The organism is Streptomyces sp. NPDC047853, from assembly GCF_043204535.1.
Taxonomy (GTDB): domain Bacteria; phylum Actinomycetota; class Actinomycetes; order Streptomycetales; family Streptomycetaceae; genus Streptomyces.
Genome location: NZ_JBIDCI010000009.1, coordinates 274,696 through 289,007, shown reverse-complemented (window position 1 = coordinate 289,007; position 14,312 = coordinate 274,696). Strand labels below are relative to the sequence as shown.

The 14,312-nt window shown below is 71.3% G+C and carries 8 protein-coding genes; 5 read left to right on the top strand and 3 right to left on the bottom strand.

What is annotated here, in order from left to right:
• Positions 1–5: 5 nt before the first annotated feature.
• Positions 6–1,031, bottom strand: a complete 1,026-nt coding sequence (locus ACGF5T_RS19500) for a bile acid:sodium symporter family protein (RefSeq protein WP_356612355.1) — start codon at positions 1,029–1,031, stop codon at positions 6–8.
• 142 nt (positions 1,032–1,173) lie between these two features.
• Between ACGF5T_RS19500 and ACGF5T_RS19495 the strand changes: the two genes are divergently transcribed.
• From ACGF5T_RS19495 to ACGF5T_RS19485, 3 genes are all read left to right on the top strand, one after another.
• Positions 1,174–2,055 (top strand): LysR substrate-binding domain-containing protein, encoded by an 882-nt coding sequence (locus ACGF5T_RS19495; protein WP_356612357.1) that lies wholly within the window; start codon positions 1,174–1,176, stop codon positions 2,053–2,055.
• A 285-nt stretch (positions 2,056–2,340) separates the two neighbouring features.
• Positions 2,341–4,167 carry an AMP-dependent synthetase/ligase gene (locus ACGF5T_RS19490; RefSeq protein WP_366766302.1) on the top strand — a complete coding sequence of 609 codons (1,827 nt, stop codon included), beginning with the start codon at positions 2,341–2,343 and terminating at the stop codon, positions 4,165–4,167.
• Between the two features lie 84 nt (positions 4,168–4,251).
• Positions 4,252–5,088: an aldo/keto reductase gene (locus ACGF5T_RS19485; RefSeq protein WP_356612361.1), complete on the top strand. Its 837-nt coding sequence runs from the start codon at positions 4,252–4,254 to the stop codon at positions 5,086–5,088.
• Between the two features lie 48 nt (positions 5,089–5,136).
• On the opposite strand, the gene ACGF5T_RS19480 is transcribed toward ACGF5T_RS19485, so the two are convergent.
• Positions 5,137–6,072 (bottom strand): class I SAM-dependent methyltransferase, encoded by a 936-nt coding sequence (locus tag ACGF5T_RS19480; RefSeq protein ID WP_366766303.1) that lies wholly within the window; start codon positions 6,070–6,072, stop codon positions 5,137–5,139.
• A 149-nt stretch (positions 6,073–6,221) separates the two neighbouring features.
• Positions 6,222–7,949, bottom strand: coding sequence for a glycoside hydrolase family 6 protein (locus tag ACGF5T_RS19475; protein ID WP_356612365.1), 1,728 nt, complete (start codon positions 7,947–7,949; stop codon positions 6,222–6,224).
• A 511-nt stretch (positions 7,950–8,460) separates the two neighbouring features.
• On the opposite strand from ACGF5T_RS19475, the gene ACGF5T_RS19470 reads away from it, so the two are divergent.
• Positions 8,461–11,382, top strand: coding sequence for a glycoside hydrolase family 48 protein (locus ACGF5T_RS19470; protein WP_366766304.1), 2,922 nt, complete (start codon positions 8,461–8,463; stop codon positions 11,380–11,382).
• A 220-nt stretch (positions 11,383–11,602) separates the two neighbouring features.
• Complete coding sequence (locus ACGF5T_RS19465) at positions 11,603–14,248, top strand: cellulose binding domain-containing protein (protein WP_366766305.1); 2,646 nt, start codon at positions 11,603–11,605, stop codon at positions 14,246–14,248.
• Positions 14,249–14,312: the final 64 nt, after the last annotated feature.

Below are 14,312 nucleotides of genomic sequence, written 5' to 3'. Positions count from 1 at the left end.
GCGACTCAGCGGCTGCCGCTGCCGGCCGTGGTGCGCGCCGGGGTCGCGTCATCGGGGGCGACCGCCTCCGGGTCGTGGGAGCGCCGCTTGGCGATGACCGCGCACACCATCAGCTGCATCTGGTGGAAGAGCATCAGCGGCAGCACGGCCAGGGAGGCCTGGGCGCCGAACAGGACGCTCGCCATGGGCAGCCCGGCGGCGAGCGACTTCTTCGATCCGGCGAACTGGACGGCGATCCGGTCCGCCCGGCCGAAGCCCAGCGCCTTCGCCCCGTACCAGGTCAGCAGCAGCATCACGGTGAGCAGCACGGCCTCCACGACCAGCAGCCCGGCCAGCCGGGCCGGGCTGACTTGGTGCCAGATGCCCTGGACCATGCCCGCGCTGAACGCAGTGTAGACGACCAGCAGGATCGAGCCGCGGTCGACCAGCCCGAGCACCTTCTTGTGCCGGGACACGAAGCCCCCGATCCAGCGGCGCAGCAGCTGCCCGGCCACGAACGGCACGAGCAGTTGCAGCACGATCTTCACCACCGAGTCGGCGGAGAACCCGCCCCCGCCGCCCAGCAGGGCGGCGGCCAGCAGCGGTGTGACGACGATGCCGACCAGCGAGGAGAAGGACCCGGCGCAGATCGCCGCGGGCACGTTGCCGCGGGCGAGGGAGGTGAAGGCGATCGACGACTGGATGGTCGACGGGACCAGGGTGAGGAAGAGCAGGCCCTGCTGGAGGGGGTCGGTCAGGAGCACCGGGACCAGACCGCGGGAGGCGAGTCCGAGCAGCGGGAAGACGACGAAGGTGCACGCCAGCACGGTGACGTGGAGTCGCCAGTGCCGCACGCCGTCCATCGCCTCCCGGGTGGAGAGCCGGGCGCCGTAGAGGAAGAAGAGGAACGCGATCGCCGCGGTGGAGGCGCCGGAGGCCACGTCCGCGCCCGCGCCCCGGGCCGGCAGCAGCGCCGCGAGGCCCACCGTGCCGAGCAGCAGCAGGACGTACGGGTCGATCGGCGGCCGACGCGGCCGTCGCAGGCGTTTCACGGTGCTCCACTTGCTCGTTCGCGGGTGCCCGAGGGGCGGGACAGGGGTCACGGGTCCCCGCTCCATCCTGCTCCTCCGCCCGGCGATCGGGAATCCGGTACACCGCTCTGACTGTCATCACGATCGCCGATAGGCTGGAGGGATGTACGACCCCTCTCACCTGCGCACCTTCCTGACGGTGTCCCAGACGCTGAGCTTCACGCAGGCCGCCCGGCGGCTCGGGCTGCGCCAGTCGACCGTGAGCCAGCACGTGCGGCGGCTGGAGGACGCCACCGGCCGGCTGCTGTTCAGCCGCGACACCCATTCGGTGGAGCTGACGGAGGACGGGGAGGCCATGCTGGGGTTCGCGCGCCGCATTCTGGAGGTGCACGAGCAGGCGACCGCCTTCTTCGCCGGCACCCGGCTGCGCGGCCGGCTGCGGTTCGGGGCGTCGGAGGACTTCGTGCTGACCCGCTTGCCGGAGATCCTGGAGGGCTTCCGGCACGAGCACCCCGAGGTCGACCTGGAGCTGACGGTGGAGCTGTCGGGGACGCTGCACGAGCAGCTGGCCGCCGGGAAGCTCGACCTGGTGCTGGCCAAGCGGCGGCCCGAGGACCCCCGGGGCGAGCCGGTCCGGCGCGACCGGCTGGTGTGGATCGGTGCGGAGCGGCTGCGTCTCGACCCGGACCGTCCCGTCCCGCTCATCGTCTACCCGCCGCCGGGCATCACCCGGGCGCTCGCCCTGGAGGCCCTGCAGCGGCAGGGCCGAGCCTGGCGCATCGCGTGCACCAGCGGCAGCCTCAACGGCCTGATCGCCGCCGCCCGCGCGGGTCTCGGCGTGATGGCGCACTCACAGGGACTCGTCCCGCCCGGCCTGGTGCGGGTGCCGGACCGGGCCGGGCTGCCCGAGCTGGGCCGGGTCGACTTCGTGCTCGTGCACGGCCGGCGCCACCCCTCGGCGCAGGGCGCGGCGGACGCCCTCGCGGCGGCGATCCTGACGGGCGGCGACCGGCTGCAACGACCTCGGCGCGCGGGGCTCGCATAGGCGGGCCGACCGTCCCGGCGCGGCAACGGCGACGCCTTCCCGTACCGGCCCCGGAGACCCCGTACCGGCGGTAAGCGGGGCGTACAGATTCGGTGGAGATTACGCCACCGAACCTTACTCATCCGTCAGTAATGTGTCCGACCCTTCCCCATGTGCGTGCTTTTCCTCTCGCTGACCAGCACGAACATGAGCACTGTCCGTTTCTGGCGCCCCTCCCGCCCCCGTCCCGGGTGGGGTAGCTTTCACCGCGCTGTGCGGGGGCTCATCAGAAGCGGGGAGCGGGGTTTGCGCGAGTTCACCAGTCCTCCCTCGACGTCGGCACCACCCGTGGGCGGTCTGGCCGACGCCGTCTTCCACCATGCGCAGGACGATCCGCACCACATCGCGCTGGGCCGCAAGGACGAGGCCGGGCAGTGGCGGGACGTGACCGCCGGCGCGTTCCGCGACGAGGTGCTGGCCCTCGCCAAGGGGCTGCTCGCCCAGGGCATCCGCTTCGGCGACCGGGTCGCCATCATGTCCCGCACCCGCTACGAGTGGACCCTCTTCGACTTCGCCCTGTGGACGATCGGCGCCCAGGTGGTGCCGGTCTACCCGACCTCCTCGGCCGAGCAGTGCCTGTGGATGCTGTACGACGCCGAGGTGACGGCCGCGGTCGTGGAGCACGAGGACCACGCGATGACGATCGCCACCGTCATCGACCGGCTGCCGCACCTGCGCGGCCTGTGGCAGCTGGACTCCGGCGCCGTCCAGGAGCTGTACGACGCGGGGGCCCACCTCGACGACGAGGTGGTGCACCGGCACCGCAAGGCGGTCACGCCCGACACGGTCGCCACCGTCATCTACACCTCGGGCACCACGGGCCGCCCCAAGGGCTGCGTCCTCACGCACGGCAACTTCATGTACGAGGCCGACACGGTCATCGAGCGCTGGGAGCCGGTGTTCCACTCGAAGAAGGGCGACGAGGCGGCGACCCTGCTGTTCCTGCCCCTGGCCCACGTCTTCGGCCGGATGGTGGAGGTCGCGGCGATCCGCGGCCGGGTCCGCTTCGGCCACCAGCCGCAGCTGAACGCCGCCGTCCTCCTGCCCGACCTGGCCGCCTTCAGGCCGACCTTCATCCTGGCCGTGCCGTACATCTTCGAGAAGGTGTTCAACGCGGCCCGGCGCAAGGCGGAGAAGGAGGGGAGGGCGGGCGCCTTCGAGAAGGCCGTCGAGGTGGCCGTGAAGTACGCGGAGGCCGTCGAGGCGAGGGCCTGGGGCATCGGTCCCGGCCCGTCGGCGGGCCTGCGCATGCAGCACCAGCTCTTCGACAAGCTCGTCTACGCCAAGGTGCGGGCCGCGATGGGCGGACGCATCCGCAACGCCATGTCGGGGGGCTCGGCGATGGACCGGCGGCTCGGCCTGTTCTTCGCGGGCGCCGGCGTGCAGATCTACGAGGGCTACGGCCTGACCGAGTCCACGGCGGCGGCCACCGCCAACCCGCCCGAGCGCACCCGCTACGGCACGGTGGGCCGGCCCGTCCCGGGCGTCACCGTGCACCTCGCGGACGACGGCGAGATCTGGCTGAACGGCGACAACGTCTTCCAGGGCTACCTCAACAACCCCAAGGCCACCGACGAGACGCTGCACGACGGCTGGCTCGCCACCGGCGACCTGGGCGCGCTGGACGAGGACGGCTACCTCACCATCACCGGCCGCAAGAAGGAGATCCTGGTGACCTCCGGCGGCAAGAGCGTCTCCCCCGGTCTGCTGGAGGAGCGCGTGCGGGACCATCCGCTGGTCAACCAGTGCATCGTCGTCGGCAACGACCGCCCCTACGTCGCCGCCCTCATCACCCTGGACACCGAGGCGGTCGACCACTGGCTGGCGATGCGCAACAAGCCCCGGATGGCCGCGGCCGAGCTGGTGCACGACGCCGACCTGGAGACGGAGGTGCGGCGCGCGGTCGTGGCCGCCAACACGCTGGTGTCGCAGGCCGAGTCCATCCGCACCTTCCGCATCCTGGCCCAGCCGTTCACCGAGGAGCACGGCCTGCTGACGCCCTCGCTGAAGCTGAAGCGCAAGGCCATCGAGAAGGCCTACGAGGTGGAGGTCGAGGCGCTGTACACGGCTTGAGTTCGCCGGTCAGGAATGCATCACGGCCCGTGATCGTTGACGATATGACGTACCACCTGACCACAACCGAAGGATCAAGAGCTCGTGAGCAGCAAGGTCCCCCCGATCACCCTGAACAACGGCGTCGAGATGCCCCAGCTGGGCTTCGGCGTCTGGCAGGTGCCGGACGACGAGGCCGAGACGGCCGTCGCCCAGGCGCTGGAGGCCGGGTACCGCAGCATCGACACAGCGGCGATCTACGGCAACGAAGAGGGCACCGGCAAGGCCATCGCCGCCTCCGGCGTGGCCCGCGAGGATCTCTTCGTCACCACCAAGCTCTGGAACACCGACCAGGGGTACGACTCCACCCTCCGCGCCTTCGACACCTCGCTGGAGAAGCTCGGCCTGGAGTACGTGGACCTGTACCTGATCCACTGGCCCATGCCCGCCAAGGAGCGGTACGTCGACACCTACAAGGCGTTCGAGAAGCTGCACGCCGACGGCCGGGTCCGGGCCATCGGCGTCTCGAACTTCCTGCCGGAGCACCTGGAGCGGCTGATCGGCGAGACGTCGGTCGTTCCGGCCGTCAACCAGATCGAGCTGCACCCCCACCTCCAGCAGCAGGCCCTGCGCGCGTTCCACGCGGAGCACGGCATCGCCACCGAGGCCTGGTCGCCGCTCGGCTCCGGCAAGGGCATCCTCGAGATCCCGGCGATCGTCGCGATCGCCCAGAAGCACGGCCGCACCCCGGCCCAGGTCGTGCTGCGCTGGCACCTCCAGACCGGCAACGTGGTGATCCCGAAGTCCGTGACGCCGTCGCGGATCGCGGAGAACATCGACGTGTTCGGCTTCGCCCTGGACGACGAGGACCTCGCGGCGATCAGCGCCCTGAACGAGGACCGGCGGCTGGGCCCCGACCCCGCGGAGTTCAACGCGGAATGACCCGCCCGCGCGAAGGGGCCCGGCCGTCACCGGCCGGGCCCCTTCGCGTCAGGCCGGGCGTACCGCCGTGTACACCGTGTGCGCCAGCAGCACGAACACGTCCGGCCTGCGGTGCACGCCCGCCTCGTCCGCGGGGTCGAGCAGCCGGTCGAGCGTGGCCCGGTCGGCGGCGTCGAGGCCGTCCGCGATCCGGTCCCGCAGCCGGGTGAGGGAGGTGACGACGTACGCGCGTGCCTCGTCGGTGAGGGGTGCGGGCAGGTCCAGCAGGAAGCTGCGGGTGCCGGTGTGCTTGAGGCCCGCCGCGGTCAGCAGGGCGGCCCAGTCCTCGGTCTCGGCCACGCTGCCGGGCAGGTCGGCGCGCATCTCGGCGAAGAAGTCCTCCTCGACCGCGTGCATCCGGGCCTGGAGTCCGGGACGCCCGATGCCGAGGTCGCGGGGCAGGAAGCGGGCCGGGAGTCCGCCCTCCAGGACCGCCAGCGTGCCGCCGGGCGCCAGGTGCCCGGCGAGCGCGGCGAGGGCCGCCCGCTGGTCGCCGAGGTGGTGCAGGCTCTGGCTCGCCCAGATCAGGTCCGCCGGGTACTCCAGCTCGCCCAGGGCGCCGGGCAGGTCGCCGGCGAGGGTGCCGAAGCGGTCGGCGACGCCGAGCCGGGCGGCGCGGTCGCGGGCCCGCTCCAGCAGCGGTGCGGCGCCGTCGGCGGCGACCACGCGGGCGCCGGGGAAGGCGTCGGCGAACAGACAGGCGACGACGCCGGGTCCGCTGCCGACGTCGACGACCAGGCCGGGCTCGGTCACCTCCCGCGCCAGCCAGGCCATGGCCTGCCGGTACAGCGGCGTGTACAGCTCCGCCTGGGCCTCCAGGAGCGGGGCCATCGCGGCCCAGTCGATGTCCGTGTGGTCGTGGGCGTGACCGTGTGCGTGTCCGGGGTGGTCGTGTCGGTGCCGGTGATCGTCGTGATCCTGGTCGTGGTCGTGGTCGTGCGCCATGGTGGTCGGCCTCCCGTTCGCGTTGCCGCCAGCGTGCGACGGAGCACCACGGGGAGGCAAGTTCCCTTGCCGCAACCGCAAAAAGCGTGCCACCGGGGCCCGGCCGGGGAGGGCCGGGCCCGGGTGGCGTCAGCTACGCCGGAGTCCGCTCAGGACAGGGGCGGGTACGCGTTCTTCATCAGCTCCTGGAACTGCGCGGAGAACCAGTGGCCGGACACCGGGGCGTCGCCCAGGGCGCCCGACATGCTGTTGCCGTTGCGCGCGTTGCCCTCGTAGGTGGGGTCGCACATCCGGTCGAAGCCCTTGCCCTCGTCGTTCGGGATCTCCTTGCTCGCGCCGTCGGACTCGCCCGGGGGCTTCATCCAGACGTACGCGTCGATCCCGGCGGCGGGAGAGGCCTTCGGGCGTTCACCGAGGCCGGCTCCGGCCTGGTTGCACCAGTTGCCGAGGTGGATGCGGCGGTCGTAGCGCCCGCCGTTGACGTAGGTGTCCACGTTGGTCGTCGCACCCGGTCCGGTGGGCCGGGCGGTGCCGCCCCAGCCGTTGCGGGAGGTGTCGATCAGCATGCCGAGGTTCTGGTCGAAGCCGAGCGAGACCAGCTTGGCGCGCATGGCCTGGGCGTAGGACAGCTCGTCGGTGTACTGGTTCCAGTCGACCCACTTGGACTGGCGGACGGAGGTTCCGTTCACCGAGTCCGTGATCTTGAAGTTCTCCTCCTTCAGGGCGCTGTAGTTGGCGGTGTTGACGATGAAACCGTGCACGTCGCCGACGGTCGCCCCCTCGGTGGTGGCGGCGGTCTTGAACATGTCGGCGGAGGGGCCGAAGTTGCTGTCCCACCCGAGCCAGCCGTGGTGGCCGGCGTCGACGTAGTTGTAGACGTTGTCGATGTCGCCGAGCTTGTTCAGGGCGTAGCCGACGCCCTTCTGGTAGTTGCCGTTGGCCTTCATCACGTCGCAGTTCGGCGTGGCGGTCGGCCGCCCGGAGACGTTGGTCACCAGGTTGGGCAGCGAGTCGATCTCGACCGTGGTGACGATCCGCAGGCCCGCGTACTTGGGGTCGGCGAGGATCGCGGCGATCGGGTCGATGTACTGCGTCTTGTACTTGTCGATCTCCGTCGGGCCCAGCTCGCCGTTGGAGGCGAGGGCCGCGCAGTCGCGGCCGGGCAGGTTGTAGATGACGAGCTGCACGGCGAGTTCGCCGGAGCCCTTCTGCGTCAGCGCCTCGTCGAGGTGGTCGCGCAGCCCCATGCCGCCGTTCACGCCGTTGATCGCGGCGATCCGGTCGAGCCACACACCGGTGGGCTGGTTCGCGATGCGGGAGCCGCCGGGTTCGGCGGCGGCCTTCTCGGACCACTCCGGGTTCACGTAGACCTTGGCACCGTCGTAGGGGTTGTTCACCCGGTCGGACGGGCCACCGGGGTCCGGCGGGTCGGTCGGGTCCGGGTCGGTCGAACCGCCGTCGTCGACGTTGCAGGTCACGCCGTTGAGCTTGAAGGTGGCCGGGACGGCGTTGCTGCCGCTGTAGGTGCCCTGGAAGCCGAAGCTCGCCGAACCCCCGGTGGAGAGCGTGCCGTTGTAGGACTCGTTGGCCGCCGTGACGGCGGCGCCGCTCTGACTGACCTTCGCGTTCCAGCTGTTGGTGACCTTCTGGCTGCCGGCGTAGGTCCATCCGAGCGACCAACTGGAGGTGGCCGCACCGTTGTTGGTGACGGTCACGGCAGCGGTGAAGCCGCTGCCCCAGTCGTTCTGCACCTTGTAGTCGACGGTACAGGGGACGGCTGCCGCGCCGGCGCTCGCGGAGTGGGCGGCGAGAGCCGTGCCGGACGCCCCGGCGACCAGCGTCAGGGCAGCGAGCATCGCGGTTCTGCTACGGGTCATGAGTGCGCAATCCTTCTTTCGTGGGGGTGCGGGTGCTGTCGTCCGGGACCGCGCGCCGTCACGGGCGCGGCCCGCTGCCGGACGGCATGGGGGTGCCGCCGGGTTCGGGGAGGATCAGGAACGGTCCGCGGGCACGGTGGAACCGCCCGGGGCCGGTACGGGCCGGCGAGCCGGCCGGTGACGCGTGGGACGGGCCGCGGCTGCGGCTATAAGTCCTGAACGCGGAAGGTGGAGCGGGGGGTGGCGCATGAGCGACTCCTCGCAGTTCAGGCGCGCCGTGACTGGCGCGTCGACTGATGGAACCGCTCCCACTGGTTCAGCGAAGGTAGCGCCAAGTGACGGCAAAGAACAGAGGAGTGACCAACTTTCTCCCGCCGTCGACTGTCGAATCTTTTCGACTGTTCACACATCTTGACCGCTTCCAGTGCCCTCTTCACTATGGGAGCGCTCCCACTGGTTCAAGGCTTGTCGCTCCTCCCCCACTCCCGAGGCGCAAGGAGGAACCAGCACCATGTATCCCGGACACAGACCCGGACGCCGCACCGCGCGGCGCCTGTGGACGGCCGCGCTGGCGGCCCTCGCGTTACCCCTCACGCTGCTGGGCACCGGTTCGACTCCGGCCCAGGCGGCGGCACTTCAGTGCAGCGTGGACTACCGGACCAACGACTGGGGCTCGGGCTTCACCGCCGAGCTGACGCTCACCAACCGGGGCTCCGACGCCATCGACGGCTGGACCCTGACGTACGCCTACGCGGGCAACCAGAAGCTGACGAACGGATGGAACGGCACCTGGTCCCAGTCGGGCCGGACCGTCACCGTGAAGAACGCCCCGTACAACGCCCGGGTCGCGGCCGGTTCGGCCGTCACCGCCGGCGGCCAGTTCACCTACAGCGGCACCAACGCCGCGCCGACGAGCTTCGCGGTCAACGGCACCGCCTGCGCCGGCGCGCACCAGCCGCCGATCACCGTACTGACGAGCCCGGCGCCCGGCGCGGTCTACTCGCAGGGCGAGGCGGTCCCGCTGGCGGCCACGGCGGCCGCCGCCGACGGTGCCACGATCAGCAAGGTGGAGTTCTACGACGACACCCGGCTGCTGGGCACCGACACCAGCTCGCCGTACACGTACTCCGCCTCCGGCTTGACCGTGGGCAGTCATTCTCTGGTGGCGAAGGCCTACGACAGCACGGGGGCCTCCGGGGACTCGACGCCGGTCGGCATCACGGTCGCCTCGGGACCGACCGTGGTGGCCACACCGGCGCAACTGGGCGTCCAGCAGGGGACGTCGGGGACCTACGAGATCAAGCTGTCCAAGCAGCCGGCCGCGAACGTCGCCGTGACGACGGCCCGCGCGAGCGGCAACACCGGCCTGACCGTCACCGGCGGGGCGAGTCTCACCTTCACCCCGTCGAACTGGAACACCGCCCAGAAGGTGACCGTCGCGGCCGACGCCTCCGGCACCGGCTCGGCGGTCTTCGAGTCGACGGCACCCGGTCACGGCAAGGCCGCGGTCACCGTCACCCAGCTGGCCGCGGCGAAGGACTACGACGCCCGGTTCCTGGAGCTGTACGGGAAGATCACCGACCCGGCGAACGGCTACTTCTCGCCGGAGGGCATCCCGTACCACTCGGTCGAGACGCTGATCGTCGAGGCGCCCGACCACGGCCACGAGACGACCTCCGAGGCGTACAGCTACCTGCTGTGGCTCCAGGCCATGTACGGCAAGGTGACCGGCGACTGGGAGAGGTTCAACAACGCCTGGGAGATCATGGAGACGTACATGATCCCCACCCACGCCGACCAGCCGACCAACTCGTCCTACAACGCCTCGAAGCCGGCCACGTACGCCCCCGAGCTGGACACGCCCGAGGAGTACCCGGCGAAGCTGGACGGCACGGTCTCCGTCGGCCCGGACCCCATCGCCGGCGAGCTGCGGTCGACGTACGGCACGGACGACGTCTACGGCATGCACTGGCTCCAGGACGTGGACAACACCTACGGCTACGGCAACTCGCCCGGCAAGTGCGAGGCGGGCCCGTCGGACACCGGACCGTCGTACATCAACACCTTCCAGCGCGGTGCGCAGGAGTCGGTGTGGGAGACGGTGCCGCAGCCGACCTGCGACGCCTTCAAGTACGGCGGCCAAAACGGCTACCTGGACCTGTTCACGGGTGACGCCTCCTACGCCAAGCAGTGGAAGTTCACCAACGCCCCGGACGCCGACGCGCGGGCCGTGCAGGCCGCGTACTGGGCGGACAAGTGGGCCGAGGAGCAGGGCAAGGGCGACGAGATCGCCGGCACCCTCGACAAGGCCGCCAAGATGGGCGACTACCTGCGCTACGCCATGTTCGACAAGTACTTCAAGAAGGTCGGCAACTGCGTGGGGCCGGCGAGCTGCCCGGCGGGCACCGGCAAGGACTCCTCGCACTACCTGCTGTCCTGGTACTACGCCTGGGGCGGCGCGGTGGACACCTCGGCGGGCTGGGCCTGGCGCATCGGCTCCAGCCACACCCACGGCGGCTACCAGAACCCGCTGGCCGCGTACGCGCTGAGCACCTACGACGACCTGAAACCCAAGTCGGCCACGGGCGCCGCGGACTGGGCCAAGTCGCTCGACCGCCAGGTGGAGTTCTACCGCTGGCTCCAGTCCGACGAGGGGGCCATCGCGGGCGGCGCGACCAACAGCTGGGCGGGCCGCTACGCGACCCCGCCGGCCGGCACGCCGACGTTCTACGGCATGTACTACGACGAGAAGCCGGTGTACCACGACCCGCCGTCCAACCAGTGGTTCGGCTTCCAGGCGTGGTCCATGGAGCGGGTCGCCGAGTACTACCAGCAGAGCGGCGACGCGCGGGCCAAGGAGGTCCTGGACAAGTGGGTCGACTGGGCGCTGTCGGAGACGACGGTCAACCCGGACGGCAGCTTCCTGATGCCCTCGACGCTGAAGTGGTCGGGCAAGCCGGACACCTGGAACGCCTCCTCGCCGGGTGACAACGGCGACCTGCACGTCACCGTCGCGGACTACACCAACGACGTGGGCGTGGCCGCGGCCTACGCCAAGACCCTGACGTACTACGCCGACCGCTCGGGCGACACGGAGGCGGCCGCGACCGCCAAGGCGCTGCTCGACGGCATGTGGGAGAACAACCAGGACGCGCTCGGCATCGCCGTCCCGGAGACCCGCGCCGACTACAACCGCTTCGACGACCCGGTGCACGTCCCCAGCGGCTGGACCGGGACCATGCCGAACGGCGACAGGATCGACGCGTCGTCGACCTTCTCCTCGATCCGCTCCTTCTACCAGGAAGACCCGGCCTGGTCGAAGATCGAGAGCTATCTCGCGGGCGGTGCCGCGCCCACCTTCACGTACCACCGGTTCTGGGCCCAGGCGGACATAGCCCTCGCCATGGGTTCGTACGCGGAGCTGCTCGAGTAGTCCCCGCCGGGCGCTCCGCGGGGCGCGGGAGGTTCTCGGCTGCGGGCCGTGCGTGGCCGGTCGCGCAGTCCCCCCGCGCCCCGTCGGTGCGCTTGACAGCTCCGTGTGCCCGGTCCCGTCACCGGACGACGGGACCACACCGCCGGGCGGCCCTCGTCCACGCCGAGGCCGCCCGGCCCTCGCATGTGTTCTGCTCCTGACGGAAGGACGGTTCCCCACCGTGCGAAGAACCCGGATCCTCACCCTGCTGCTGGCCCTCGGGGCCGGCCTCCTCACCGGCGGTCCGCCCACCGCGCTGGCCGCCGAGGCGCCGCGGGCGGCCGTCGCCGCCGACACCTACACCTGGAAGAACGCCCGCATCGACGGCGGCGGCTTCGTCCCCGGCATCGTCTTCAGCCGCACGGAGAAGGACCTCGCCTACGCGCGTACGGACATCGGCGGCGCCTACCGCTGGCAGGAGGCGTCGAAGACGTGGACGCCGCTGCTCGACCACGTCGGCTGGGACGACTGGGGTCACACGGGCGTGGTCAGCGTCGCCTCCGACGCCGTCGACCCGGACCGGGTGTACGCGGCGGTGGGCACGTACACCAACGACTGGGACCCGGGCAACGGCGCCGTGCTGCGCTCCGCCGACCGCGGCGCGAGCTGGGAGAAGGCCGACCTGCCCTTCAAACTGGGCGGCAACATGCCGGGGCGCGGCATGGGCGAACGCCTGGCCGTCGACCCGCACGACAACGACGTGCTGTACCTGGGCGCGCCCAGCGGCAACGGCCTGTGGCGGTCGACGGACGCGGGGGTGACCTGGGCCGAGGTGACGGCCTTCCCGAACCCCGGCGACTACGCGCAGGACCCGTCCGACGCGAGCGGCTACGCCTCCGACAACCAGGGCATCGTCTGGGTGACCTTCGACGAGTCCACGGGCTCCGCCGGCACGCCGACGAAGACGGTCTACGTCGGGGTCGCCGACAAGGAGAACGCCGTCTACCGCTCGACGGACGCGGGCGCGACCTGGCAGCGCGTCGCCGGGCAGCCCACCGGGTACCTGGCCCACAAGGGCGTGCTGGACGCGGAGAACGGCCACCTCTACCTGGCGTACAGCGACACAGGCGGCCCGTACGACGGCGGCAAGGGCCGGCTGTACCGGTACGCGACGGCGACCGGCACCTGGACGGACATCAGTCCGGTCGCGGAGGCCGACACCTCCTACGGCTTCAGCGGACTGACCGTGGACCGGCAGAACCCGGGGACGGTGATGGCGACGGCGTACAGCTCCTGGTGGCCGGACACGCAGATCTTCCGCTCCCGGGACAGCGGCGCGACCTGGACGCAGGCCTGGAACTACACCTCGTACCCGGACCGGGAGAACCGGTACACGATGGACGTCTCCTCGTCCCCGTGGCTCACCTGGGGCGCGAACCCGACACCGCCCGAGCAGACGCCGAAGCTGGGCTGGATGACGGAGGCGCTGGAGATCGACCCGTTCGACCCGGACCGGATGATGTACGGGACGGGAGCGACGATCTACGGCACGGAGAACCTCACTCAGTGGGACTCGGGCGGCAGGTTCGCCATCGAACCGATGGTGCGCGGCCTGGAGGAGACGGCGGTCAACGACCTGGTCTCTCCCCCGTCCGGCGCCCCGCTGCTCAGCGCGCTGGGCGACGTCGGGGGCTTCCGGCACACGAGCCTGACCGAGGTGCCGCCGATGATGTTCACCTCCCCGAACTTCACCTCCTCCACGAGCCTGGACTTCGCGGAGGCGAAGCCCGACGTCGTCGTGCGGTCCGGCAACCTGGACTCCGGCCCGCACATCGCGTTCTCCACGGACAACGGCGCCACCTGGTTCGGCGGCACCGACCCGTCGGGGGTGAGCGGCGGCGGCACGGTCGCGGCGGGCGCGGACGGCGGGCGCTTCGTGTGGAGCCCGGCGGGCGCCGGGGTGCACCACACGACGGGCTTCGGCACCTCCTGGCAGGCGTCCAGCGGCATCCCGGCGGGCGCGGTCGTCGAGTCCGACCGGGTGGACCCGAAAACCTTCTACGGCTTCAAGTCCGGGAAGTTCTACGTCAGCAAGGACGGCGGAGCGACCTTCACCGCGTCGGCCGCGGCCGGCCTGCCCGCCGGTGACAGCGTCCGCTTCAAGGCCCTGCCGGGCCGCGCGGGCGACGTCTGGCTGGCCGGGGGCGCGCCGGACGGACCGTACGGCCTGTGGCACTCCACGGACGGCGGGGCGACCTTCGCCAAGCTGCCGGACGTCGAGGCGGCCGACACCGTCGGCTTCGGCAAGGCGGCACCCGGTGCCTCCTACCAGACCCTCTTCACCAGTGCGAAGATCGGCGGTGTCCGCGGCATCTTCCGCTCCACCGACCAGGGCGCCACCTGGACCCGGGTCAACGACGACGCCCACCAGTGGGGCTGGACCGGCGCCGCCATCACCGGCGACCCGCGGGTGTACGGGCGGGTGTACGTGGCGACCAACGGCCGGGGCGTCGTCTACGGCGACACGTCCGGGACCGATCCGGGGCCGGGCCCCGACCCGACGGGCGCCTGTGCGGTGACGTACAGGATCACCAACCAGTGGTCCGGCGGCTTCCAGGCGGACGTCCGGCTCACCAACACGGGCACCGGCCCGTGGAACGGCTGGTCCCTGAAGTGGCCCTTCGCGAACGGCCAGCAGGTGACCCAGATGTGGAACGCCGAGCACACCCGCTCGGGCACCACGGTGACGGCGAGGAACGTCGACTGGAACCGCAACGTGGCGCCCGGCGCCTCGGTGAGCTTCGGTTTCACGGGCAGCTGGTCGGGGACGAACGCGGTGCCGTCCGTCTTCGAGACGGCGGGCGGGACGTGCTCGGTCGTCACCTGACCGGTTCCGTGAAGATCGCCGCTGGGGCGGAGGCCGCCCCCGGTGGTGATTCCGCCGGGGCACC